The sequence below is a fragment of the Paludisphaera mucosa genome, from assembly GCF_029589435.1.
Taxonomy (GTDB): domain Bacteria; phylum Planctomycetota; class Planctomycetia; order Isosphaerales; family Isosphaeraceae; genus Paludisphaera; species Paludisphaera mucosa.
Window position 1 is genome coordinate 1001571 of the sequence record NZ_JARRAG010000001.1, and the last position, 25461, is coordinate 1027031.

20 protein-coding genes are annotated in these 25461 nt (G+C 68.5%); 16 read left to right on the plus strand and 4 right to left on the minus strand.

Annotated elements, in window-relative coordinates:
* Window positions 1–10: 10 nt before the first annotated feature.
* Window positions 11–1159: a M20 family metallopeptidase gene (locus PZE19_RS04230; RefSeq protein ID WP_277859322.1), complete on the plus strand. Its 1149-nt coding sequence runs from the start codon at window positions 11–13 to the stop codon at window positions 1157–1159.
* A gap of 142 nt (window positions 1160–1301) precedes the next feature.
* Here the strand turns inward: PZE19_RS04230 and PZE19_RS04235 are convergent, their stop codons facing one another.
* Window positions 1302–1634 carry a hypothetical protein gene (locus tag PZE19_RS04235; protein WP_277859323.1) on the minus strand — a complete coding sequence of 111 codons (333 nt, stop codon included), beginning with the start codon at window positions 1632–1634 and terminating at the stop codon, window positions 1302–1304.
* 106 nt (window positions 1635–1740) lie between these two features.
* Here PZE19_RS04235 and PZE19_RS04240 point away from each other — a divergent pair, with 106 nt between their 5' ends.
* Window positions 1741–2934, plus strand: coding sequence for a M28 family metallopeptidase (locus PZE19_RS04240; protein ID WP_277859324.1), 1194 nt, complete (start codon window positions 1741–1743; stop codon window positions 2932–2934).
* Between the two features lie 2 nt (window positions 2935–2936).
* Here PZE19_RS04240 and PZE19_RS04245 read toward each other — a convergent pair whose 3' ends face one another.
* Window positions 2937–5066: a hypothetical protein gene (locus tag PZE19_RS04245; RefSeq protein ID WP_277859325.1), complete on the minus strand. Its 2130-nt coding sequence runs from the start codon at window positions 5064–5066 to the stop codon at window positions 2937–2939.
* A gap of 389 nt (window positions 5067–5455) precedes the next feature.
* Between PZE19_RS04245 and PZE19_RS04250 the strand changes: the two genes are divergently transcribed.
* The 9 genes from PZE19_RS04250 (at window position 5456) to PZE19_RS04290 (ending at window position 15365) form a co-directional block, all read left to right on the plus strand.
* Complete coding sequence (locus PZE19_RS04250) at window positions 5456–5983, plus strand: 3-hydroxyacyl-ACP dehydratase FabZ family protein (RefSeq protein ID WP_277859326.1); 528 nt, start codon at window positions 5456–5458, stop codon at window positions 5981–5983.
* Between the two features lie 381 nt (window positions 5984–6364).
* Entirely contained in the window at window positions 6365–6751 is a 387-nt protein-coding gene (locus PZE19_RS04255) for an acyl carrier protein (protein WP_277859327.1), read from the plus strand.
* A 162-nt stretch (window positions 6752–6913) separates the two neighbouring features.
* Window positions 6914–7456 carry a 3-hydroxyacyl-ACP dehydratase FabZ family protein gene (locus PZE19_RS04260; RefSeq protein WP_277859328.1) on the plus strand — a complete coding sequence of 181 codons (543 nt, stop codon included), beginning with the start codon at window positions 6914–6916 and terminating at the stop codon, window positions 7454–7456.
* Between the two features lie 136 nt (window positions 7457–7592).
* Window positions 7593–8915 (plus strand): beta-ketoacyl-[acyl-carrier-protein] synthase family protein, encoded by a 1323-nt coding sequence (locus tag PZE19_RS04265; protein WP_277859329.1) that lies wholly within the window; start codon window positions 7593–7595, stop codon window positions 8913–8915.
* A gap of 73 nt (window positions 8916–8988) precedes the next feature.
* Complete coding sequence (fabF, locus tag PZE19_RS04270) at window positions 8989–10275, plus strand: beta-ketoacyl-ACP synthase II (protein ID WP_277859330.1); 1287 nt, start codon at window positions 8989–8991, stop codon at window positions 10273–10275.
* A gap of 100 nt (window positions 10276–10375) precedes the next feature.
* Complete coding sequence (locus PZE19_RS04275; RefSeq protein ID WP_277859331.1) at window positions 10376–11467, plus strand: alpha/beta hydrolase; 1092 nt, start codon at window positions 10376–10378, stop codon at window positions 11465–11467.
* Between the two features lie 29 nt (window positions 11468–11496).
* Complete coding sequence (locus tag PZE19_RS04280) at window positions 11497–13191, plus strand: GH3 auxin-responsive promoter family protein (protein ID WP_277859332.1); 1695 nt, start codon at window positions 11497–11499, stop codon at window positions 13189–13191.
* Between the two features lie 171 nt (window positions 13192–13362).
* On the plus strand, window positions 13363–14763 hold the full coding sequence (locus PZE19_RS04285; RefSeq protein WP_277859333.1) for a DUF1571 domain-containing protein: 1401 nt from the start codon (window positions 13363–13365) through the stop codon (window positions 14761–14763).
* A 203-nt stretch (window positions 14764–14966) separates the two neighbouring features.
* A complete protein-coding gene (locus PZE19_RS04290) occupies window positions 14967–15365 on the plus strand; it encodes a response regulator (RefSeq protein ID WP_277859334.1) in 399 nt (132 codons plus the stop codon).
* A gap of 21 nt (window positions 15366–15386) precedes the next feature.
* On the opposite strand, the gene PZE19_RS04295 is transcribed toward PZE19_RS04290, so the two are convergent.
* Together PZE19_RS04295 and PZE19_RS04300 are read right to left on the minus strand one after the other, a co-directional pair.
* Entirely contained in the window at window positions 15387–17645 is a 2259-nt protein-coding gene (locus PZE19_RS04295) for an NfeD family protein (RefSeq protein WP_277859335.1), read from the minus strand.
* A 331-nt stretch (window positions 17646–17976) separates the two neighbouring features.
* Window positions 17977–18897 carry an outer membrane lipoprotein-sorting protein gene (locus PZE19_RS04300; RefSeq protein WP_277859336.1) on the minus strand — a complete coding sequence of 307 codons (921 nt, stop codon included), beginning with the start codon at window positions 18895–18897 and terminating at the stop codon, window positions 17977–17979.
* A 617-nt stretch (window positions 18898–19514) separates the two neighbouring features.
* Between PZE19_RS04300 and amrB the strand changes: the two genes are divergently transcribed.
* From amrB to PZE19_RS04325, 5 genes are all read left to right on the plus strand, one after another.
* Complete coding sequence (gene amrB / locus PZE19_RS04305) at window positions 19515–20765, plus strand: AmmeMemoRadiSam system protein B (RefSeq protein WP_277859337.1); 1251 nt, start codon at window positions 19515–19517, stop codon at window positions 20763–20765.
* Window positions 20766–20890: 125 nt separating this feature from the next.
* Window positions 20891–22159 carry a precorrin-6y C5,15-methyltransferase (decarboxylating) subunit CbiE gene (cbiE, locus tag PZE19_RS04310; RefSeq protein ID WP_277859338.1) on the plus strand — a complete coding sequence of 423 codons (1269 nt, stop codon included), beginning with the start codon at window positions 20891–20893 and terminating at the stop codon, window positions 22157–22159.
* 41 nt (window positions 22160–22200) lie between these two features.
* Window positions 22201–22959: a PIG-L family deacetylase gene (locus PZE19_RS04315; RefSeq protein WP_277859339.1), complete on the plus strand. Its 759-nt coding sequence runs from the start codon at window positions 22201–22203 to the stop codon at window positions 22957–22959.
* Between the two features lie 84 nt (window positions 22960–23043).
* A complete protein-coding gene (locus PZE19_RS04320) occupies window positions 23044–23979 on the plus strand; it encodes a PP2C family protein-serine/threonine phosphatase (protein ID WP_277859340.1) in 936 nt (311 codons plus the stop codon).
* A 79-nt stretch (window positions 23980–24058) separates the two neighbouring features.
* Window positions 24059–25399, plus strand: coding sequence for a serine/threonine-protein kinase (locus PZE19_RS04325; protein ID WP_277859341.1), 1341 nt, complete (start codon window positions 24059–24061; stop codon window positions 25397–25399).
* The last annotated feature ends 62 nt before the right edge of the window (window positions 25400–25461 follow it).

Consider the following 25461-nt stretch of genomic DNA (forward strand, 5'->3'; position numbering starts at 1 on the left):
GGTGCGGCACGTGGATGAATCGACCCGCCTCCTCGCCGACCTGGTCGCCATCCCCAGCGTCAACCCGATGGGGAGGCCGGTCAGCGGCCCGGAGTACTTCGAAGGCCGCATCGGCGCATACCTCGAGGACTGGTTCCGGGACGCCGGGATCCCGGTCATCCGGCAATCCGTCGCCTCGGGGAGAACCAATCTCCTGGCGCGTTACGAGGCGCCCGGTCGGGCCGCACGCACCTTGCTCTTCGACGTCCACCAGGACACCGTCCCCGTCGAGGGCATGACGATCCCGCCTTTCGAACCGCGTGTCGAGGGCGGGCGGCTGTGGGGCCGAGGTTCGTGCGACGTGAAGGCGGGGATGGCGGCCATGCTGCTGGCCTTCCGCCGGCTCTGCTTCGAGCGCCCGGCGGGCTCGGCGTCGGTCGTGCTGGCCTGCACGGTCGACGAGGAATACACGCACCTGGGATCGGACAAGCTGGCCGAGACCCAGAAGGGGATCGATCTCGCGATCGTCGCCGAGCCGACGAAGCTCGACATCGTGCCGTGGCACAAGGGCTCGGTGCGCTGGGTCGTCCGGACCAAGGGCGTCGCCTGCCACAGCTCGACGCCGGAGCGCGGGGTGAATGCGATCTATCGGATGGCGAGGATCGTCGACGCCCTGGCCGAGCACGCCGCCGAGCTGTCGCGATCGACCCCCCACCCGCGGCTTGGCCCGCCGAGCCTCTCCGTCGGTCGGATCGACGGCGGGCGGAGCGTGAACGTCGTCCCCGACGCCTGCGAGATCGAGATCGACCGCCGCGTCATCCCGGGCGAGTCCCCCGACCAGGCGGTGGAGCAGGCGCGGGCCTTCGTCGCCTCTCGGGTCGAGATGGAAGGAGTCGAGTTCGAGGTCCCCTGGGGCCGCATGCCGGCGCTCGAGACGCCGCTCGGCCCCTGGCTGGAGCCACTGACGAGGGCCGTCCAGGCCGCGACCGGCCGGACGCCCGAGCTGATCGGAGTGCCCTACGGGACCGATGCGGGGCCGCTGGGGCAGGTGGGGATGCCCGCGATCGTCTTCGGGCCGGGCGACATCGCGCAGGCCCACACCCGGGACGAGTGGGTCGAGTTGGATCAGGTCGCCCTGGCCGTCGAGGCGTATTACCGGATCGCCTGCGCTCTGGGCTGATCGGCGACCATGGACGTGGAGACGAAACGACGCCGCCCCGACGGCCGCCCTTCGGGAGAAGGCGGCTCGGGGCGGTTGTCGTCGGGAGCACCCTGGACGTGAGTCCTGGGGCGGCGGCCCGGCGGCTCAGCTCGATCGGGGATCAGAAGACGTCCATGGTGAAGTGGCTGCCCTGATAGAACTTCTTCTTGTCCCAATCGTGCCAGCCGTGGGGGTGCCGAAACTTGCCGAGGACGCGGTAGCCGCCGTAGAAGTTGCGGTAGTACGGGCCCTGAATCTGGGGCACGATCCGCTGTTCTCGGGGGTACTTGTACCAGCCGTCGTACAGCCCGTTGTACTCGAAGCCGTTGCCCGGGACCTGGGGCGGCACGTAGGGCCAGTGCAGATAGTCGTTCCAATCCTGGGCCTTCGCCGATCCGCCCAGCGAGAACGCCAGGGCCAGAGCGAACGCCATGATCCATGAGCCTCGCGACACGTTCCACCTCCGTGTAGGGAACCAACCCAATCCACGACCAGCTTGCCACACGATCCGCGGCCGTGCGGCGATTTCGGACGGCGATTTCTCGCCCCAAGGAGCGGTTATGCACGACGCGTCGATTCGCCCGCCCAAGCTCGCGTCAAGGGTCGTTTCGATCGCTCGGCTGGTCCCGGTCGCGACGATCGCGACCCTCCTCGGCCTCTCGGCGGGCGAGGCCTGCGCCTCGGAGCCCGAACGTACGAACCTGGAACGCTGGGTGAGGCAGCTCGCGTCCCCCGAGTTGGAGGGCCGACGCGGGGAAGGGGCCCGGAAGGCCGCAGGCCTCATCGTCGAGGAATTCCAACGCCTGAAGCTGGAGCCGCTCTTCCAAGGCCAGTACGTCCAGGAGGTCCCGCCGGCCCCTCCCGTGGAGGTCCTGGGCCGCAACGTAGGCGCTGTCTTGCGGGGCAGCGACCCCAGCCTCGCCGAGCGATGCGTCGTGGTCTCGGCGCACTACGACCACCTCGGCGTACGGCAGGGCGTCCTCTACCCGGGGGCCGACGATAACGCCTCGGGCGTCGCGATGATGCTCGAAACGGCCCGGTGTCTGGCGGGCGCGATCGAGAAGCCCAAACGCTCCGTCGTCTTCCTCGCCTTCGACCAGGAGGAGTCGGGCCTCTACGGCTCGCGCTACTTCGCCGCCCACTCGCCGTTCGCGGTCGAGAACATCGAGTTGTTCATCACGGCCGACATGATCGGCCGTTCGCTGGGCGGCGTCTGCGGCGACTTTTTCTTCGTGATGGGGACCGAACACGTCCCCGCGCTCCGTCCCTGGCTGACGGAGGCGGCGGCGGGGCGTCCTGTGCGGCTGGGAATCCTAGGAGCCGACTTGCTCGTCCTGAATCGCAGCGACTACGGGCCCTTCCGCACCCGGAAAATCCCCTTCCTGTTCTTCAGCACCGGCGAAAACCCCCGATACCACGCACCGAGCGATACGCCGGAGACCCTGGACTATCCCAAGCTGACCGAGATCAGCCGGGTCATCCACGGCGTCACGTCGCGGGCGGCCGACGCGCCGACGCTCCCGCGATGGAACGACCGGACCGACAACCCGATCGAGGAGGCGCTCACGATCCGCGACGTCCTGCGCACCCTCGACGCGAATCGCGAGAAGCTCAAAATCAACGCCGCGCAGGGGTTCGTGATCGCCAACGCCCTGCGGACTTTGGACGGGGTCGCCGGGCGTGGGAAGGTGACGCCCGCCGAACGATCGCTCCTGATCCAGGCGGCCCGGGTGGTCCTGATGACCACCTTCTGAACCTACTGTTCGATCTCCAGCTGCAAGGCCCGAAGGCCCGCGGCGGGAGGTTGGGGGGGCAACCGGCCCGGCTCGATCCCGCCCGGTGGCGGCGCGAAGCGGGGCATCCGAGCCGGCGGCTGCAGCCCCGGAGCGGGCGGCTCGATCAGGCCCGGGATTCGGATCTGGGGCGGGACGCCCAGCTCATCGGGCTGGAGAGGGACGAGGCCCTGCTCGACGCCCGGATTGGGCGCGAAGGGGAGGTTCGGCATCCGGTCGACGTCCCAACCGCCCATCTCCGCGGTCTGGCCGTCGAGGCCGGCCTGCGGGTCCACCTGGCCGTTCCGGCCGCGGACGAGGGCGCCCTGGGTCGCCTTCTGGGCAAGATGCTTCGCCCAGGCGTTCTGAGGGTTGGCGACGCTCTCGATCTGGAAGCCCGACGGAACGTCCTCGATGGAGAGGGCCTGCGGCTGGGTCTCGCGGTCGATGTAGGCGATCATCCCGCGCGCCCGGTCGACCTCGCCCTCGCTCAGCAGGATCTGGGCCCGGAGGCAGAGCCATCTCAGCCGAGCGTGAGGGTCGGTCGTCGTCGCCTCGATCGCGCCGAGGTGGCGTTCCGCGGCCGTGTAGTCCTGATTCAGATAGGCGAAGAGCAGCCGGAATTCCGCTAGCCCGTCCCGACCCGTTCCCGAGGCCGGGACGGGATCGCCAGGCTCGTGCACGAGTCCCGAGGCGAATTTCGCCAGGCGCTTGAGACGGAACTGCCGGGGATGGACGCCTCCCAGCTCCGCGAGCAGAGGCAGGACCGTGGCGCGGACCCCCGCACCATCCGCATCCGGGGAGGGGAGCCAGGTCTGGAGGAGCGTCACCGCGCAGGCGGCGAGTCGATCCAACCAGCGAATCCGGGCCCCCGCGTCGGGGGCGACGAGGGTGACCTCTTCCGAATTCAGGTCGAGGAGGGCGACGAGCCCCGCGCCGCCGTCTTCTACTCGGAAGACCAGGCTCCGGCCGTCGGGTGCGACAGCCGGTGAGCCGATCTGGAGACCCGCATCGAGCGGATGAAATCGCTTGAAGGTGTTCTGGGTGTGGAGGTTGCCCCACTTCACGACCTGATCCTGGCCCTCGGTGTCGACCAGGCAGACGGCCTGCTCCTGCTCGCCGTCGAGTGCCAATCCGACGCGGACCGCGGGCGACTTCTCGGCGCCGGCCAGGGTGGTGGGCCCGCGGAATCGCCGCGGGGCGTTCGTCGGCGCGACGGCCTCAAGGGTCGAGACGGGCGATGTCTGGCCCGTGTCGAGGCCGACTCGGACCAGGTCGACCTGGGTGTTCCGGAAGGGCCCACGCCTGGGGTTGGCGATCATCAAGAGCGACTGGCCGTCGAGGCCCCAGGTCAGGAATGAGGCCGTCAGCGAGGCCTCGATGCTGAGGACGCGATCGGCGGTCCCGGCCGGATTCAACAGGTGGACGGACACGACCGGCTCCCCGTCGGGCCCCGGCTTGGACTTCAGATAGGCGAGGCGGTGGCCGTCCGGCGACCAGGCGGGCATCCGAGCCTCGTCGATGGCCCGTGTCGCGCGATCCTCGTCGAGGTGCACCACCCAGACCCCCGCATCGGGCCCGGGACGCGGAACCGCCAGGCGCCTTCCGTCGGCGCTCAGGGTCGGTCCGAGGAAGGGGATCGAGGACCTAGCCGCGGCCTCGAGTTCCAGGTCGGGCTGGACCACGACGACTCGCTTCTGGTCGAGACCCGACTGGACGACGACCTCGTACCGGCCCCGCTGGCTAGACGGGCTGTCCGGCTGCGAGGAGACGAACCGACCGTAGACGAGCGTGCGTCCGTCGGCCCCCCAGGTCGGCGAGGAGAGTGGCTGCTTCGATTCTTCGATCAGCACCGAATCCGGGCCCTTGACCCGGGTCGCCCAGACTCGAAAGGTCTTCTGCGAGCCGGCGATCACGGAGGAAGACGTCGGCCCCGCTTCCGAACCCGAGGGCGCCAGCAGCCATCCCGGCGGCAGGGCGGGGGCGTCGGGCGAATCGACGAGGGTGTAGGCGATCCACCGTCCGTCCCGGGACCAGTCGACCGGGGCGAGGGGGGACGACGTCATGAGGGCGGCCGAGAGCACGCACGAGAGGCCCGCGAGGCTCGAGAACATGATCGCAGGATCTCCGCCGACTCGTGGGCGCGTCTGGGCTCCGCGCCGAGGCCACGCCGATCGCCCGGCGCGACGGCGACTCGTCTCAAGTATAGAGCCGCAAGCGTCGACTTCCTAGCTGAAAGGGCGCGAGGCGGCGTCGCCCGAGGCCGTCCCCGCGCACCGGCGTCGAGCGCCGATTTGACCGGGGTCTCGAAAGTTGTATGTTCCAATGGAACGAGTTACGTCCGGCGGCCTCCTCGACGGGTCGTGGACCGGTCCTTGAACGGGCCCCCCAGGCGGGGATAAGATGCGGGGTCGCCGATGGCGGATTCCCGCGGCGCTCGGATCCCGGACGGCTCGAGAGTCGAGCCCCCTTGAGTCTCGCCTTCTTGATTTCGGGAGCTTCCATGCGTTTCGTCCTCATCGATCGGATCCTCGACGTCCAGCCCGGCCGCTCGCTGCACGCCGTCAAGAACCTCTCGCTCGCCGAGGAATACCTCGCCGACCACTTCCCGGGGTTCCCGGTCATGCCCGGCGTGCTCATGCTGGAAGCCCTGACCCAGGCCGGGGCGTGGCTGATCCGCGAGACGGAAGACTTCGCCCACAGCATCATCGTCCTCAAGCAGGCCAAGACGATCAAGTACGGCAGCTTCGTCGAGCCCGGCCGTCAGCTGGAGCTGAAGATCGACATGGTCTCCGACGTCGGCGTCGACGCGACCTTCAAGGGCGTCGGCATGATCGACGGCCAGGAGATGGTCAAGGGCCGCATCGTCCTCACGCGATACAACTTGCGGGAGAAGAACCCGATGTTGCACGGCGTCGACGCCCAGATCGTCGCCGGCCTTCGCGACCTCTATTCGACCCTCCGCAAGGGGTCGGTCGGCGCCCGCGCCATCGCCAAGACGCCGGAGCCTGCGGGCGTCAAGCTGATCTGAGCGCGAGTCCGCCCCGCGGATTTTCAGGGAGCGGGGCGCAGGATCGGTGCATCCGGTGCAGTCGGTGCACCTTGCCACGAGGCCGCCGGGAAATTCCCCCGATCCGGCCCATTTTCGTCGTATCATTGGTTGAGCATGATGAGGTTGCAAGAAATCCCGATTTTCTGGACAATACGGTGACGTGTCTCGAATCCCGGCCGAAGGATTCGGGCACTCCCCCCAAGTGAATCGGGCTTCCATCTTGCGACCCGCCCCCCTTGAAGTTCGTCACTCGATCTCGCCGACGATTAAGTGAGCCGACTTGATCGCCGGCCCGACCGCGTCCCCGATTCGCCGTGGATCGAGTGCGAGCCCGTGTTCCCCCTTAGCCCTGAGGATGACATGCCCGCATACGACGAGATCTTCGAGAAGGTCCAGTCCACCCTGGTCGACGCGCTGGGAGTGGACGAGGAGGACGTGACCAAAGAGTCCACCCTGCAAGGCGACCTGGGGGCCGAGTCGATCGACTTCCTGGACATCGTCTTCCGCCTCGAGCGGAACTTCGGCATCAAGATCCCCCGTGGCGAGCTGTTCCCCGAGAACCTGGTCGCCGATCCCGAGTGGATCAACGACGGCCGGCTCACGACGAAGGGGATCTCCGAGCTGAAGGGCCGCCTCCCTTTCGCCGACCTGTCGAAGTTCGAGGCCGATCCCGACCTTGAGAAGATGGGCGACCTCTATACGGTGGACATGCTCGTCCAGTACGTGCAGAGCAAGTTGGCCGCCTGATCTCGGCCGCTCGACCGTCCCGGAGAGTCGATGGGCCCGCGTCCCGCCGCGGCGGGTGGAGCGCCTCCACCCGCCCGGGCCGACGCGGTCGGGTTCTTCGGATTCTGCGGGCGCCCGGCCCTCATCTCCCCCTTTCCCCTTTGCCTGGCGGCGCCCTCGACCATGCGATGGATCTGGATCGACAAGTTTGTGGAGTTCCGGAGCGGTCAGTTCGCGCGAGCGATCAAGAACCTGACCCTCGCCGAGGAGCATCTGCACGACCACTTCCCGGGCTACCCGGTCATGCCCGCGTCGCTCATCATCGAGGGCCTGGCCCAGACCGGCGGGATCCTCGTGGGAGAGGCGGGAGGGTTCGCCGAGAAGGTGGTGCTGGCCAAGATCCCCCGGGCCGAGTTCTTCGGCGTCGCCTGCGCCGGCGACCAGCTGATCTATGAGGTGACGCTCACCGACCTCCGCGCCGAGGGGGCCGTGGTCGAGGGCAAGGCTTTCCTCGGGACCGAGCTGCTGGCCGACGTGGAGATCGTCTTCGCGCACCTCGACAACACCCGGGCCAACCAGATCTTCGGCCCCAAGAATTTCGTCTTCACGCAGCAGCTCCTGGGCGTCCTCGACCTCGCCAAGGCGCAGCAGCGCGCCAAGGAGAACGAAGGAGCCCTGGCCGATGGCGAGGTCAACGGCGAGGCCCCGGTCGCGCCGACGCCCTGAGACGGTCGCCAAATATGCGGGATTCGGGTAGACTAATCGCATTCGGAGATTCGTGACGTCGCGCGGGAGGGTCCGATCAGGGCCGTCCCAGGGCGAACGAGTCGCAGGCCCTCACCGGGAGTTCGACGGGTCATTCATGCTTGGTTCCGAACGCCGCGTCGTCATCACCGGGATAGGTTTCGTCACGCCCCTGGGTGACGCTCCGGATCGCATCTGGGAGCGGCTCGCCTCCGGCCAAGGGGCGCTGCGACGCGTGGAGGCTTTCCCCGTCGAGGGCCTGCCCAACGACATCGTCGCCGAGATCCGCGACTTCGACTTCCTCAAGGGCTACGCCCTGCCGAAATACCGCAACGCACTCCGCAAGAGCCGGAAGTACATGGCCCGGGACATCCAGCTCGCAGTGGCCGCGGCCCAGCGGGCGATGGATGACGCGGGCCTCGTCGACGGCGGCGTCGAGCCCACGCGGATCGGCATCGACCTGGGCGCCGGCCTGATCTCGACCGAGCTCGACGAGCTGGCGCCGGCGATCTCGATGGCCTCGGCGAACACCGGCCAGTTCGAGTTCCCGGTCTGGGGCCGTGAGGCGATCGGGGTCATCGAGCCGATCTGGCTGCTGAAGTATCTTCCCAACATGCTGGCCTGCCACATCTCGATCCTGATGGACTGCCAGGGGCCCAGCAACACGATCACCGAGGCCGACGCCTCGTCGAACCTGGCCATCGCCGAGGCCGCGCGGATCATCGCCCGCGGCAAGGCCGACGTCATGATCACCGGCGGGGCCGACTCGAAAATCCACCCGCTGAGCCTCACCCGGATGGCCCTCTACAACACGATGTCGCGCTGGGAGGGGGAACCATCGGCGGGCCTCCGCCCGTTCGACGCGCGTCGCGACGGCAGCCTGCCGGGCGAAGGGGCGGGGATCCTGATCCTCGAGGAGCTGGGCCACGCGCTCCGGCGGGGCGTCAAGATCCACGGCGAGATCCTGGGTGCGGGCTCGGGCTGCGACGCGGTCCCGAGCGGCGGCCAGGACCCGCAGGGCAGCGGGACCGAGATCGCCGTCAAGGGGGCGCTCCGAGAGGCCCGCCTGGGCCCCGGCGACGTCGGACACGTCAACGCCCACGGCTCGGGCTCGAAGCTGGGCGACCTCGCGGAGGCGCGGGCCTTCGAGCGCGTCTTCGGACGCTCGGGCGTGCCGGTCGTCGGCCTCAAGGGCTTCCTCGGCAACATCGCCTCGGGCGCGGGGGCGGTCGAGCTGATCGCCAGCCTCGTGGGCGTGAATCGCGGCCTCATCCCGCCGACCTTGAACTGCGACGACCTCGACCCCGGCTGCGGGATCGACGTCGTGGTCGGCGGCCCCCGCGCCACGGATAACCCCGTCTTTGTGAACACGAACGTCACCATCAACGGCCAGGCTTCCGCGGTCGTGGTCAAGGGCGGGCCCGTCGATCCCGCAGGCTGAGCGCGTCGCGCCTCGTCGTCCGATGGCTCTTCATTACATCCAAAGGTCGGGCGTAGGCCCGGAAAGTTGCTCCATGCGGCGGGTCGTCGTCACAGGAATGGGAATGGTCACCCCGGTGGGCGGGGACGTCGAGTCGACGTGGTCCGCGCTGCTGGCCGGCAAGAGCGGCGTGGGCGCGATCTCGCTCTTCGACGCGCACACCTTCCCCACCCGGATCGCCGCCGAGGTCAAGGGCTTCGACCTCTCGTCCTACATCGACGACGCCGACCGCTGGACCGAGCATTCCCGCAACACCCGCTTCGCCCTGGCCGCCGGCAAGATGGCGATGGACGATTCGGGCCTTTCGACCCACGACGGCCCGTTCGACCGCTCGCGGTTCGGCGTCTATCTCGGCGCCGGCGAGGGCCAGCAGGACTTCGTCCGGTTCGTGAAGCTGGTCTACAAGACCGGGAAGTCGGGCAAGGTCGCCACGAACGAATTCACCAAGCACGGCGCCCAGGACCTGCACGTCGTCCACGAATCCGAGCAGGAGCCGGGGACGCCCGCCGCCCACCTTGCGGCCCGGTTCGGGGCCAAGGGGCCGAACTCGAACTGCCTCACGGCCTGCGCCGCCAGCTCGCAGGCGATCGGCGAGGCCTACGAGATGATCCGCCACGACTGCGCCGACGTCATGCTCTCGGGCGGCACGCACAGCATGATCCACCCGTTCGGCGTTACGGGGTTCATCCTGCTGACGGCCCTGTCGACCCGCAACGACGAGCCCGCGAAGGCCAGCCGCCCGTTCGACCGCGACCGCGACGGCTTCATCATCGGCGAAGGGGCGGGCATGCTCGTCCTGGAGGAGCTGGAGCACGCCAAGGCTCGCGGCGCCAAGATCTACGGCGAGATCGTCGGCTACGGCTCGACGGCCGACGCCTTTCGCATCACCGACAGCCACGAGGAAGGCCGGGGCGCGATCGCCTGCCTCCGCGAGGCCCTCGAGGGCGCGGGGATCGAGCCCGAGGCGATCGACTACATCAACGCCCACGGCACCAGCACGTCGGTCAACGACTCGGTCGAGACCCTGGCGATCAAGAAGACGTTCGGCGACGCCGCGTACACCGTGCCGATCTCCAGCACCAAGAGCATGATGGGGCACCTGATCGCCGCCGCCGGCAGCGTCGAGGCGATCGTCTGCCTGCTGACCATCCGCGACGGCCTGCTGCCGCCGACGATCAACCTGGACAACCCGGATCCCGAGTGCGACCTCGATTACATCCCCCACGAGGCGCGGAAGAAGCGGGTCGACGTGGCGCTCTCCAACAGCTTCGGCTTCGGCGGGCAGAACATCACCTTGATCTTGAAACGCTACACCGACTGACCGAAGTTCCGCCGCCGTTCGATCCGTCGTCGACCCCCGCGCCCCGCGGGGCCGACGGCCGGCCGCGATCGGCCCGGGCGATTCCAACGGGAGTGCATCCGTGGTCGGCCTCTCTACGCTGCTCATCGCCCTCGCGGTCCTCGCGACGATCCCCGTCGTCGCGCTCGGCGGCTTCCTCGTCGCCACGATCTGGCTGTACTGCCCGGTGATCCGACGGATCTTCGAAGATCGTCCGGTCTTCCAGCCGCTGAAGGTCAAGCCGGACGACCTCGGCGAACCGGCCGCGTTCGCCTCGTCCGACGGCCTGACGCTCAGGGGAAGCTATTTCAAGGCCCGCACCGACGCACGCGTCGGGGTGCTCGTCTTCTGCCACGAGTTCCTCAGCGACCGCTGGAGCTACGCGCCTTATCTCGACCACTTGCGGGATCGCGGCTTCGACGTCTTCAGCTTCGATTTCCGGAGCCATGGCGCGAGCGCCGTCGACCCGGCCTACGAGCCCTTGCAGTACGCGTCCAACCACGAGGTCGACGACCTCCGGAGCGCGCTGGCGTATCTTCGGTCGCGTCCCGACCGCGACCTCTCCGGCTACGGCCTCTTCGGCGTGAGCCGAGGCGGCGGCGCGGCCCTCCTGGTCGCCGCCGACGAGCCCGACGTCTGGGGCGTCGTGACCGACGGGGCCTTCCCCACCCGCGGCACGATGACCTCCTACATCGTCCGCTGGGCGGAGATCTACGTCCGCTGCCGCTGGTTCCTCGCCCTCGTGCCCCGGTTCATCTTCGCCACCCTGGGCGACGTGGCCCGCGCCGGCACCGAACGGACCCGGAACTGTCATTACCCCAGCGTCGAACGGGCCGTCGCGCGGCTCACGCCCCGACCCTGGCTCCAGATCCACGGCCAGCGCGACGTCTACATCGGGACCGACATCGCCCACGAGTTTTTCGCCCGGGCCCGCGAGCCCAAAGAACAGTGGATGGTGGCCGACGCCAAGCACAATCGCTGCCGCGAATCGGCCCCCGAGGCCTACGCTTGGCGACTCGGCGCCTACGTCGACCGCCATGCGCCCCGACGCCCCCTGGCCGAGTTCGAGAACGAACTCGTCGAGGCGGACTTCTCCGCGTTCGCCGCCGCGGCGACCGCCCGCGTCGAGGCTCCAGGGCACATCCCGAACGTCGCTTCATCCGTCACCGGCTGATCCCTTCCCAATCCGGGGCGCCGACTCCCATGCTCAGATTCATCAAGCGGCTCGTCGGCCGCCCGATCGCGAACCGCGCCCGCCGATTGGCGGTCGAGTTCCATCAGCAGACTAAGCGGGCCGGCGCGTTCCAGCGCGAGCTGCTCCTCTCCCGGATCGCCCGCAACGCCGACAGCGCCTTCGGACGCGACCACCATTTCGGCGAGATCCACAGCCCCGAAGACTTCCGCCGCCAGGTGCCGATCGCCGACTACACCCGCCACGAGCCCTACATCGACCGCGTCCGCAACGGCGACGTCTCGGCCCTCTTCGGCCCGGGGACGGAAGTCCTCATGTTCGCCATGACGTCGGGCACGACCAACCGGCCCAAGACCATCCCCGTGACCCGAGAGGCCCTCAACAACTACCGCGAGGGCTGGCTCATCTGGGGTATACAGGCGTTCGACGCCCACCCCGACATCATCGAGAACGGCCTCCGCCCGATCCTCCAGATCGCCAGCGACTGGCGCGAGAGCTATACGCCCGCCGGGATCCCCTGCGGGGCCATCACCGGCCTCACGGCGTCGATGCAGTCGCGGATGATCCGGACCACCTACTGCATGCCGCCGTCGGGTTCGCGCATCAAGGACGTCGAGTCGAAGTATTACGTCGCCCTCCGCTACTCGATCTACAAGAACCTCGGCACCATCATCGCGGCCAACCCCAGCACGATCCTCAACATGGTCCGCCTCGGCGACCGCGAGCGCGAGACCTTGATCCGCGACCTTCATGACGGCACCCTCGCCACCCGCTGGTCGATCCCCGACGACGTCCGCAGGGAGCTTCGATTCCGGACCCGCATCCGCCGCAAGGACGCCGCGCGTCGCCTGGAGCAGATCGTCTCCGAGACCGGCCGGCTGCTCCCGAAAGACTACTGGCCCAACCTGGAGTTCCTCTCCAACTGGATGGGCGGGACGATGCGGGCCTACCTCCGAGGCTACCCCGAGTTCTTCGGCGAGAAGCCCGTCCGCGACGTCGGCCTGATCGCTTCCGAGGGCCGGATGACGATCCCGATCGAGGACAACACCCCGGCCGGGGTCCTCGACATACGCCACCACTACTTCGAGTTCATCCCCGAGGAGGACGCCGACAAGCCCGATCCCCAGACCGTCGAGGCGGTCGACCTGGTGGAGGGGAAGAACTACTTCGTCCTCCTGACGACGGCGGGGGGATTGTACCGCTACAACATCTTCGACCTGGTGCGCTGCGTGGGGTTCCACGGCGAAGCCCCGATCGTGGAGTTCCTCAACAAGGGGGCCCATTTCTCCAGCCTGACGGGGGAGAAGCTCTCGGAACACCAGGTGATCACGGCCGTCGAGTCGGCCCAGCGGAGCGTCGGGCTTCGCCTGCGCTCCTACTTGCTCCTGCCGATCTGGGGCGATCCGCCTTCGTACGGGATCCTCGTCGAGGCCTCGGACCTGCCGGAGGGCGAGGCCGCCGATCGGTTCACGGCCGAGGTGGAGGAGCAACTCCGGACGCTCAACGTCGAGTACGCCGCCAAGCGCGACAGCCTCCGCCTCGGCCCCGTCCGCACGATCCGCATCCGGGACGGGGCGTGGGGCGAATTCCAGAAACGCCGCCTCGCCCGCAGCGGCGGGACCGTCGAACAGTATAAGCAACCGCACCTGATCCCCGACGTCGAGGCGATCCACGCCTTTCCGACGGTCGCGACGATCGGTTCCTGAGCAGGGCGGGCAGGCGGGGCGGCGTGCGGCGCCGTCGCGGGCGGCGGTTCGACTTGCCCGGATCCGCCGGATCTGGTAAGCGTACGCGTCTTCTGAATCGAGGCCAGGGCTTTACGGCCGCCGTCCGGACGATCCGTCCGACGGATTCCCCATCGAGGGGGAGCGAAGCTCATGAATCCGGCGAACGAGGCCGCGGAGAAGATCGGGTCCGCGCGGCGAAGCATGCTTTTGCTCGCCGCCGCGGTCGGCGTCTGCGCGGAAGTCGGCTGCGCGACCGGGGGACAGGCCTGGCGAGCCGGCGCGGGGGCGATGTCGGGCATGCTCTGGTCGCGTGGTCGCGCCGAGCCCGGCTACGACCTTTACGCCCAGAACATGGCTGGATCGAAGGGGGTCAAGGCCGCCGAGGCGGCGACCGTCGCCGACCGGGACGTCAGGCCATCGGACGAGACGGGGACCGGGGCGGCTTTGGTCGCACGCGATCGCGTGCAACCGGCGGACGTGGCCGCCGAGCCGCGTCCGCAGCCCCGATCGACCTCCGATGCGAGCGTCCGCGTCACCCTGGGTCGGCCCGAGAGCCTGCCGGTCCTGAAGAATCCCGACGGCGAGCCCGGCCCCCTGGTCGCCTCCGCCGCCCCTGAGGCCAATTCGGCCCATGTCGCGGTGACGTCGCCGGCCCCGGCCGAATCCGCGGCTCCGATCGAACTCGCCGCCGCGCCGGAGCGGCCTCCCGTGGAGGCTCAACCCGAGCCCAGCCCAGCCCCCGCCCCGGAGGCGCCGAACGCCGAGGCCGCCGAGGTCGCCCAGGCCGAACCCGCCGACGAGCCAGCGGCGAAAACGCGCGGAGTGACGCTCAAGTCCCTGCTGGACGACGCTCGCGGCCGGCTCGAGTCCATGAACACCTACCAGGTGGGGATCACCCGCATCGAACGGGTCGGGAACCAGGTCTTGCCCGAGGAGAAGGCGCTCCTCAGCATCAGGCGCAACCCGAAGGCGGTCCGGCTCGAATGGCCCGAGGGGCCCAACAAGGGTCGCGAGGTCATCTATTCGGCGGCGATCAACGACCGGGTCATGCACGTCAACATCGCGAACTCGGCCATACCGATCCCCCGCATGAGCATCCCCGTCGACAGCCCGCTCGCCCTGCGAAACAGCCGCCACGCGATCACCGAGGCCGGTTTCGACACGATCTTCAACAACCTCTCCAGCCAGGTCGACGCCCAGGGGCGTCCCACGGGAGCCGAGGGGAGGCTCACCTACAAGGGCCTCCAGCAGGCCGAGGGGATGGATCGGCCCTGTCACCTGGTCCAGCGCATCACCCCCACCCGAGAAGTCTGGCGCGTCTATCTGGACCCCGACACCCTGATGCCCGTGGCCGTGACCGCCCGTCAGGCCGACGGGGGGCTCCTTGAGTCCTATCGGTACGAGGGCCTCAAGGCCGACCCGACCGAACTCGCCGCGGTCGAGGCCTTCGATCCCGACAAGCGCTGGGGCGAGGCCAAGGGGCTGTTCTCCCGAATCGCCAAGGCCGCCGGTGCCGCGGCGACGCAGCCGGCGTCGACGACCACGCGTTGACTGCCAAATCGGCCGGCATGGTGTCTCGAGAATCCACCGGGCTGGAATCCGGTTCCGAGAATCTCGATTTTCTAAGATTAAACCGCGACGAACTTTGCATCGATCGGGTATGGTAATGAGGGAGAATCGGGATCAGTTGGCCTGCCGCTTGCTGTCGACCCTTGTGATCGAATCCTCGGAGCGGATCAAAGTGGATCGAGACTATGCCGTCACCAGCAGTTCAGGATTATTCGATCCTCATCACGGACGATGACGCGGGTGTTCGCGAGACCCTCCGCGACATCTTCGTTCCGCACGGCTATCGGACCTACCTCGCCGAGAGCGGCGAGGAAGCCATCGACATCGTCAGCACCCATCACGTGCACATCGCCCTGCTCGATATGCACCTGCCACGGCTCTCCGGGCTGGAGACCCTGGCGGTCTTCCGCCAGATGCGCGGGGCTCTGCCGGCGATCCTGATCTCGGGCGCCTGCGACGAGAACCTGATGCGTCGCGCCCTCTCCGAGCATGCCTTCTGCGTCCTGGAGAAGCCCGTGAGCCGTCACGTGGTCGTCCACGTGGTCCACCGAGTCATCCAGAAGTTCTACCAGCAGGTGAGCTGATCGAGGGCTGCCGGACGGCCCTCAGGCCGTGGCGTCGGCGTCGAGCTCGCCGTCCGATTCGGGCTCGGGTCCGGACCACTTCTTGACGGTGATCCGCGTGCCCTGTACGTCGACGACCTCGACGAGGCTGTCGGGCTCGATGTAGAAATTGTCGGCCGTGACGTCCACCAGCATGTTGCCGAACCGCGCCTTGCCGGTCGGCCGCAGCGGGGAGGTCGTGCGCCCCGTCTCGCCGATCAGGAAGGTGAGCGACTCGTACCCCTCCATCGAAGGTTTGATCGTCGGGTCGACGCCTTCGACGCCCGTCCACGGCTCGGGTTTGAGGATAAGCCGGTTGAAGATCGGGATGGCCGGAAAGTAATGCGCCAGGACGACCCCACCCGCGGTCACGCCGAGGAGGGCCAGGGTGAGCTGGATGAGGGTCAGGCCCATCTCGCGGTATTCGTACTCCTGGGTCGGCCAGGTGAAGGTGTGGCTGGCCATGACGATGCTGGCGAGCATCAGCACGATGCCCGACATGCCGAACACCCCGAACCCCGGTAGTACGAACAACTCGACCGCCAGCGACATCAGCCCCATGAGGAAGAGGATGATCTCAAGCTGGTCGGCAGTGCCGCTCAGGTAGTGGCTCCAGAAGAAGAGCATGAACGCCAGGGCCGAGACGATCGCCGGCAGGCCGATCCCCGGGAGCTTCAACTCGAGGACCATCATGAACAGGCCGACGAAGAGGAGCATCCAGCTCACATAGGGATCGGTCAGCAGCGTCACCAGCGAATCGACCCAGCCCGGCCCCTCGACGCGGATCGTCACCCCTTGCAGGCCGTAAAGGGCCTTCAGCTCCTCGACGTCGCGAACGACCTGGCCGAGCCCCAAACCGGGGGCGTCCTCGCCGGTGATCGTCAGAGGCTGGCCGGGCTCCTTGCGGGTCTGGACGTTGAGGAACCGGTCGCGGTCGGAGTCGGCCTCTCGACGGAGGAGCAGGCGGGCGGCTCCCGTGGTCTGGTCGAGGGCCTCGACGAGCTCTGCCTCGGCGTCGATCATGGCGCGGGCGACGGCCTCGGGGTGGCCCTTCTTGCCGGCGAGGAACGCGGCCTTCTCGGCCAGGCCGTCGAGTTGGGCCTCGGACAGGGGTTCGAGCCGGCCCCGGGCGGTGATGAACTGGCGGACGTCGCCGATCTGGCCGGCCTGCTTGAACACGATGTCGCGGCAGGCCAGGGGGAGCAGCGACGAGACGCCGAGCGCCCGCTCGCCGACGTACGCGACGGTCTTCATGTCGTCGATTCCGACGATCAGGTCGGCGACGGCGTCGGCCGCCTCGACCAGTCCGCCGGGGCTGTCGAACTCGAAGAAGACCAGGTTGGCCTGCTCCCGCCGCGCCTGCTCGATGCGTCGGCCCATGTACGAGACCTGAGCAGCCTCGATGGGGCCCTCGATCTTTATCCAGACCGGCCGCAGCAGCCGGCCCAGGGTCGGGTCGTCGACCGTGGACTGGCCGTCGATCCGGTACAGGTGGGCGACGTCCGCGGGCGTCTCGGCGACGCGTTTGCTGAAGCCGTCCTCGCGAGCCCGGTCGGCGGTGAGCACGCCGCGGCGCCCCCCTTCCCACGCGGGGCGGTCGTCGACGACCTGATTCGCCTTCAAGAAGTCGGGGAGGTGCTCGGCCAGGATGTAGTGGACCCCCTTGTCGGCCGTGCGGACGAGCCTCAGGTCGGCGTCGCGGTCGAGCATGCCGAGGATCAGGTCGGGGTCGCGGGTCTTCCGGACGGCGAGGAATCGGACCGGCTCGCGGAAAGCGAGGTCGAATGCCTGATTTTCGGGGGTGATCGGCCCCAGGGTGGCTCGCGAGGCCATCACGAGCTCCGTGCAGGCGATGGCCGGCAGGACGGCGTAGCCCGAGAGCGGCTCGGGGACGTAGGCCACGGTCAGCTTGGCCCCCCCCAGATCCTTGGCGATGTAATTCGCCAGGTCGAACGAGGCCCCGAAATCGCTGGTACCCGGCGCGGCGTCGCCGGGGAGGAACTGGAAGATCAGGATCGGGCTGCGGCCCCGCGCCCCGCCGGCCGCCTTGTCGACGAGACTCCGCGTCGCGGCGCGGACCCGCGTGATCGTCTCGTGCGTGATCGGCTCGACGATCGTGAAGAACTGGCCGGGCGTCGATTCGTCCTTCACCGCGTCCGGGCCCTGGGCCCGGATCGTCGCGGCGGTCAGGAGCCCGCAGGCGAGCAGTGTCGCGCAGATGCGAAGCGGGGGGCCCTGGCGTGCGACAACGGGGGCTATCATCAGAGTCGGACTCCCTCCGAGAACCGTCGTCGTCGTGGCTTGCCGTCTGCGGGATCGCGCTTGGGACGGGCCGCGGAAGACCTTGGCCTCGTCGGGCCGGTCGGAAACGGCCTCGCCCGGCGTCCAGATGGCTCGTCGATGTCGCGGATCACGCCGGCTGCGTCCCTGACCGTTCCACCGCGCTGATTATAGCGCTCGGGAAAATGACCGTCAAACCGCCGATCCGTCCCTCCCCGTCAGCGGTCCTGCTTGCGGACCATCGGCGCGCGCGAGAGCCCTCCGCAGGGGGAGGGCTCGGGTCAACGCCGGAGGCCGTCGACGGGCCGAAGGATCAGCGCCGGGGGGCCGCCGCGGCGGGGACGGGCCGGGCGGCCGCGGCGGGCGGCGCGTTACGGGGACGCTCTTCGCCGGCCGGGTTCCGGATGACCTTCCATTTCGCGAACTCCTTGCCCACGAAATTCTCCTCCTTGACGGTGGCGTTCGGCTTCACGGATTCGAGCTTGAAGTCTTTCTTGCTCTTGCCGTCGGGCGAGACGAGCACGATCCGGACCGGCAGCATGTAGGCCCGGTCGAGCTGCACGAAGGCGTGGCTGAAGCTCTCCTTGTCGACGTCGAGCTTGGGCTTGATGCTGATCCCGAACGATTTGTCGTTGGGGGGGGGCATCAGGCCGATCTCGTAGCGTTGCTTCGCCTCTTCCGCCTTCATGTTGAAGAGGAAGGGGAGCGGCCCCTCCTCGATCGCCTTGGCCGCCTGGTCCTTCTCCAGCGGGAAGACGAAGATCTGGCGGGTGTCGCTCTTGTACTGCCAGACCTCGTTCCCAGTGCAGATGATCCGCTCTTCGTGGGTGCTGTCCCAGGTCGTTTCGTCCTTCTTGACGGGCTTGCCGGCGTCGTCCTGCTTGATCTTCTTGAAGTCGATGAACGCCAGGTTGGGGCTCTTGAACAAGGCGCGACCCTCGTAGTATTCGACCTCGTCGAAGGCCGGGACGTCGTCCCGGCGGAAGATGACGACGTCGAGCGTCTTGAGCTTTGAGCTCTGGCCTTCCCAACGCTTCAGCAGGGTCTCCAGGTCGATGCCCGGATTCGCGGGGGCAGCCTGGGGCTGCGCGGGGGCCGCCTGGACCTCGGCCGGCGCCAAGGCCTTCCGGGCGGCGGCGGGGGGCTGCGCGGCCTGGCCGAACGCGAAGGATCCTCCGGCCGCACAGGCCGCCAGCAGTCCGGCCGCACCGATCGTCGCTCCTCGTCTTCCCATGACTCCCTCCCCCTCCTGAGCCTGTCTTCCCGGGCGTATCCTACCCGCCGGTCCGAGGCCCGCGTCGCCTTGTCGGCGCACGAGGCCCTCGCCTTGAGGAGTTCTTACCAGAGACCCGGAATTGCCACCAGTCCAGCCGCAGCGGCCTTGGGAGAAGTCCATGGGCCGTGATTGTCGCTTTTTCCATCAGGACGCTTGAAGAAAGCGCGAACTCCTACCGACGCAACGGAGTCCTGGCTTGTATCTTTTGGCGCAACTGCCGTGCGAATTGGCTATTGGATCGCAAGGGCTCGTTGGCGCACGGCTTGCATGAGACACTTCCGTGATCTGTCTCGTACGCCGTCCCGACGCTTGAGCCGGCCGTCCCGCGAGGGAGGCCGTCCTCCGAACGAGGAAGGAGTCAGACATGCGACCTCACCCCATCCAGGACATGGCGCCCCCAACCTGGCCGCTGCCCCTCATCGCGATCGAGCCTCGCGGCCCTCGCCAATCGACTTGATCCCCGAGGCTTGACGGAGCCGCTCCGGCTCCCGAAGATTTCGAAGCTGTGCAAGGCGTGGTCCCCTCCCACACACGCTTCGAGATCCGAACACCTCATGGCTTCTCCCGACCGCCCCATGCTTCGCCCCCTCTCGGCGCGGCGCATCGAGAACAACGATCCCCCCCTGATGGTGCTGGACGATCCGCGACGGTTCTGCTCGTCGCCGATTGTGCTCCCGCTCGCCGTCTTCCAGAACGTCGTTCGTCATTTCAACGGCCGCAATCGCCTTGAGGACGTTCAGAAGATCGTCCTCGACACGACGGGCGAGCGACTCGATGCGGCGTTCCTTCAGCGCCTGATCGACGATCTCGACCGAGCGATCGCGTTCGAAGGGGCCACATTCGAGGCGGCGGTTCGTGACTTCCACGAGGCCGGCGAACGCCCGGCCGCGCTGGCGGGCCGTTCCTACGCCGCCGAGCCCCGTCGGCTCGCGGACGAGCTGGATCGCTACTTCCGGGCCCGGGGGGGCGCCGGGCCCCTGGCCTTGCCGGCCCCAAAACGGACGCGTTCCGAGCCGGTCCGGGGCCCGAGGCTTCGGGCCGTGGTCAGCCCGCACATCGACTTCACGCGAGGCGGCACGGCGTACACCTGGGCGTACAAGCGTCTCGTCGAGGAGAGCGACGCCGACGTCTTCGTCGTCTTGGGCGTGGCGCATCAGTATTGCCGAAGCCGGTTCGTTCTGACGCGGAAGGATTTCGCAACGCCGTTGGGGCCGGTGAAGACCGACCAGGCGTTCGTCGACCGGCTCGTCGCGGAGGCGGGCGACCACCTGTTCGCCGACGAGCTGACCCACCGTTCGGAGCATTCGATCGAGTTCCAGGCCGTCTTCCTGAAACACGTCCTCGGCGACCGCCCGTTCACGATCGTGCCGATCCTGGTCGGTTCGTTCCACGACTTCGTCACCCGCCGCGTCGACCCGATCACCGATCCGGAGGTTGCCCGATTCGTCGCTGCCCTCCGGACCGCCGAGGAGGCCGGAGGGAGGAAGGTGGCGTATATCGGCGGCGTCGACCTCTGCCACGTCGGCCCCGAGTTCGGCGACCCGGAGGTCGTCGATTCCGCCTTCCAGGATCGGATCCGCCGGTTCGATCGGAGCATGCTGGACCGGGCCGAGGCGGCCGACCCGACCGGATGGTTCCGGACGGCCTCCGACGTCGGCGACCGCTGGCGGGTCTGCGGCCTGGCCGCGACGTACACGATGCTGCACGCGATCGGCCCGTCGCAGGGCAAGCTCCTCCGCTACGATCAGGCCATCGACGAACGCGGCCGGTGCTGCGTGTCGTTCGCGAGCATGGTGTTCCACGAGGCAGACGCCGCGAACGCCTGACGGCGCCCGTCTGGGCCCGCGACTCTCCACTCCCTGGCCGCTGCCGCCTGCGCCGACTACAATAAGGTTTTCGCAAGAATCGGCGTCTTCGCCGGCTACCGAGGGCTTTGCGAGGCGAGAGGTCGATGACCGCAGAGGGGCGATCCAAGCTGGTGATCCTGGGGATCGGCGACGACGGAACGGCGGGGCTGACCGAGAGCGCCCGCCGGATCCTGGCCGAGGCGGATTTGATCCTGGGCCCCGCCTCGACGCTGGCGCAGGTGGGCCGGGTCCCGGGCCGGAAGGTCATCCTCGAGGCCGAGATGCCCGCGGCGCTGGAGCAGGTCCGGGCGTCGCAATCGGCGTCGCGGCCGGTGCTCGTCTGCGGCGGCGACCCGCTGTTCTACGGCGTCGCCCGTTATCTCTGCGACCGCCTCGGCAAGGACGCCTTCGAGGTCGTCCCGCACGTCAGCAGCATGCAGCTCGCCTTCGCCCGCGTGAAGGAAAGCTGGGAGGACGCCTACCTGACCAGCCTGGCGAGTCGGCCGATCGAGTCGGTCATCGATCGGATCCGGACGGCCGAGAAGGCGGGGCTCTTCTCCAGCGATCAGCACCAGCCCGGCAAGGTGGCACGCGCGCTTCTGGACCACGGCGTCGATTACTTCCGGGCGTATGTCTGCGAGAATCTCGGCTCGCCCGACGAGCGGGTCACGCAGGCGGAGCTCGGCGAGCTGGTGGGCATGGATTTCTCCCCCCTCAACGTGCTGATCTTGATCCGAAAGGCGGGCGGCCCGGATCAGGTCGGTCGCAAGGGGGGCCGTCGTCTCTTCGGCAACCCCGAAGACGCCTTCGCCGAGGGGCGGTCCGCGACCGGCCTGGTCACGCAGGCCGAGGTCCGCGCGATGGCCCTGGCTCAGCTCGACATCCGGCCGACGAGCGTCGTGTGGGACGTCGGGGCCGGCAGCGGCTCGCTGGCGATCGAGGCGGCGCAGCTGGCCAGCCTGGGGGCGGTCTATGCGATCGAGCCCGAGGCGGTGGACGTCGCGCTGATCCGGTCCAACGCCGAGGCCTTCGGGACGGCCAACGTCCGGGCCGTCGCCGGCCGCGCCCCCGAGGCCCTGGCCGACCTCCCCGACCCCGACGCCGTCTTCATCGGGGGGCTGGGACGGCAGTTCGACCCGCTCATCGAGGCGGCGTACGGCCGGCTCCGCGCGGGGGGGACGCTGGTCGTGAACGTGGCGACGCTCGAATCCCTCTCGTCGTCCTACGGCGCGATGAAGCGGCTGGGCGAGCCGGTCCGGGTGTGGAACGTCATGATCTCGAGGGGCGTCGAGCAGATGGAGACGCTCCGGTTCGACGCGATCCCCCCTTCCTTCCTGCTGGCCGTGACCAAGTCGGGGGCGGGGCGGGGCTGATTCCCCAGGCCCGGCGTCGCCCGCGAGGATCGATTCGAAGGATGAATCAAGGTATGCCTGTCGCCGCCGACGTGGAACTGGACCTGATCGCCGTGGGGGCGCACCCGGACGACGTCGAGATCGCCTGCGGCGGCACCCTCGCCAAGCTCGCGCGCAAGGGCTACGCGGTCGGGATCGTCGACCTGACCGACGGCGAGCCCACGCCCCTGTCCCCGGGCCCGGACGTGCGTCTCGAGGAGGCTCGGTGCGCCGCGGAAGTCCTCGGCGTCCAGACGCGGATCAACTTGAACCTACCGAATCGCCGCCTCTTCGACGGCTTCGAGGCGCGCGTCGCCCTGGCCAAGGTCTTCCGGCGGCATCGCCCCAAGGTGGTCCTCGGGTTCGGCGGCAAGACCGTGATGGCGTCGCCCGACCATTACCAGGCCATGCTCATCACCGATGCGGCCGTCTTCTACAGCCGACTGACCAAGTGGGACGAGCACTTCGACGGCCTGCCCCCCCACACAATCCAGAACCAATTGAGTTTTCCGTTGGCGCTCCATGGGTTAGACTTGCCCGAAGCCTCGGGTTTCCTGGTCGCCGACATGGGGAGCACGCTGGACGTGAAGCTCGAAGCCGTCCGGTGCTATCAGACACAGTTCCCCGCGAGCAAAGTAGGTATCTACAAGGCCGTGGAAACCATGAATCGCTATCACGGGCTGACGGCCGGATACGAGGCGGGCGAGCTTTTCCTGACCTACAGGTCGGTCGGCGTCGACGACCTGATGCGCTGGGCGAGCCCGGCCCACGCGCGGACCTGAGGTCGACGCCGCGTCCGACGGGGCTCCGTCGCGGGCGCCTCCGGGTCGTCGGATCGTGCAAGGAACAAGGCAAAGGCGGTTCTCGTGGCCGTGTTATCCAGCCTGAAGCGATGGTGGCAACGAACGTTCGGCGGACGGTCCGGCCACGACCCGGAAGCGACCGACGAGTTCGCCACCCTCTCGTCGCTCACGCTCGACCCCGGTCGCCTGCGGCTGAAAGTGGGGGTCGTCTCGGTCCGCGGGAACTACCGCGAGCATAACGAAGACAACTATTTCGTGCCCGGCCGCCGTCCCGTCCGCCACGACGTCCTCAACGAGAGCGGCGACCACTCGACGATGACGATGGAGTCGTCGAACCTCTTCATCGTCGCCGACGGGATGGGGGGGCAGCAGGGGGGCGAGCAGGCCAGCCTCATGGCCGTCGAGCTGATCCCGCGCGAGGTCGCCAAGCGGCTGGCGCCCGACCAATGCGAGCCGCGTCACGTCCAGGAGGCGATCCGCGAGGCCGTCGCCCACGTCAACCAGGAGATCCTGGGAAGCTCGGGAGCGATCACGGAGTTTTCGAACATGGGGACCACCGTGGTCCTCGCCCAGTTCCGCCCCGACAAGGTCTACGTCGCCGGCATCGGCGACTCGCGCGCCTACCGTCTCCGCGACGGCGTCCTTGAGCGGCTCACCAAGGACCATTCGCTGGCCGACGCGCTCCTCGACGCCGGCACGATCACGGCCGAGGAACTGCCCAACCACAAGTTCAAGAACGTCCTCTACCTCTACCTGGGGAGTAAGGACGCTCGGGGGGGGCCCGAGGATTTCCGGGTGATGGACGTCCGCAGCGGCGACCGTTTCCTGATGGCCAGCGACGGCCTGACGGGGGTCGTCGCCGATGTGGAACTCGGCCGCGTGCTGGGTGGCGTCGACGATCCCCAGGAGGCGGCCTTGGTGCTCAAGAACCTGGCGCTCGCGAACGACTCGAAGGACAACGTCACATGCCTGATCGTCCACGTCGTCGCCCAGCAATAGCCCGACCCGCAGGCCCTCGCGACGCCTCGCGGTCGGCCCTCTTCGGGTTTTCAAGGCACCTGGCGATGAAAGTCGGGCGATGATCGGGTTGGACGAGTTCGTGGAGTGCGTAGACCGTTCCGGCCTGATATCTCCGGCCGACCTGGCGACGGCGCGCGCGCGGTTCGGCCGCTTGGATTCCGTGGGACTCGCCCGAAGGCTCGTGCAACAGGGCCTCCTCACCCAGTACCAGGCCCGCAAGCTGCTGGCGGGGGCGACCCGCGGCTTCTTCCTGGGGGGCTATCGCATCCTCCGCCCGCTCGGCGAGGGCGGCATGGGCAAGGTCTACCTGGCCGCGCACGAGAAGGACGGCGAGAAGGTCGCGATCAAGGTGCTCCCGCCCCGCCGCGCCCAGGAGGAGGTCAACAGCCTGGCCCGGTTCCGGCGTGAGATGGAGCTCTCGATGCGTTGCAACCACCCCAACGTGGCCCGGACCCTGACCTTCGGCAGCGACGGCGACGTCCACTTCATGGTCCTGGAGTACATCCCGGGCCTCAGCCTGTTCGACATGGTCAAGAGCGAGCGACACGGCCCGTTGAGGGTGGCGGCGGCCTCGCGTCTGTTCCTCCGGATCGCCAGCGGTCTGCAGGCGGCGCACGCGGCCGGGATCGTGCATCGCGACATCAAGCCATCGAACATCATGATCACCCCCGAGGGCGACGCGAAGATCCTCGACCTCGGCCTGGCGAAGGCCCTGGGCGAGGAAGGCGGTCTCACCCGCGCCAACACGGTCCTGGGTACGCTCGACTACGCCAGCCCCGAGCAACTGCGCGACGCCAGCGGGGCCGACGTCCGCAGCGACCTCTACAGCCTCGGGTGTACGCTCTACTTCGCCCTCGCCGGCGACCCGCCGTTCGGCGGCGGCGACGCGATCAACAAGATCTTCAAGCAGCGGATGGAAGACCCGGAACCCATCGAGCGGGTTGCGAAGGGCGTGCCGCCGGCGTTCGCCGCCATCGTCCGCAAGCTGATGGCGAAGGAACCTGCCGACCGTTATCAAACCTGCGCCGAGCTGCGCACCGACCTGGAGCGTTGGACCGACGCCATGTTCGTCCGCTCGCTGCTGGGGTCCGCGGCCGAGACGGCCCACGCCTTCCACCCGCCGCCGCCGGTCCTCGAGGAGGACGACCTGCGTCTGCTGACCGCCGATTCGAGCCCCAGCGTGATCTCGCTTCGAAGCCTCGGCGAGGCCGAGCCGACGCCGGCTCCCCGTCGGCGCACGCCCCCGCCTCCGCTCAAGGCCCGATACCGGCCGCTCGCAGATCCCGAGCGCCGTTCCGTGCTCGCCGGCGACTCGCGTTGGCTCGTCCACTTCTCCCTGATCGCCCTGGCGATCGGCCTGGTCGCCATCCTCGCCATCGCCCTCCTCCTGCATTCCTGACGCCGGCGATGGATCGGACGGTGGACTTTTGTATCATGGGAGACTGTGGCGGTCCATACCGG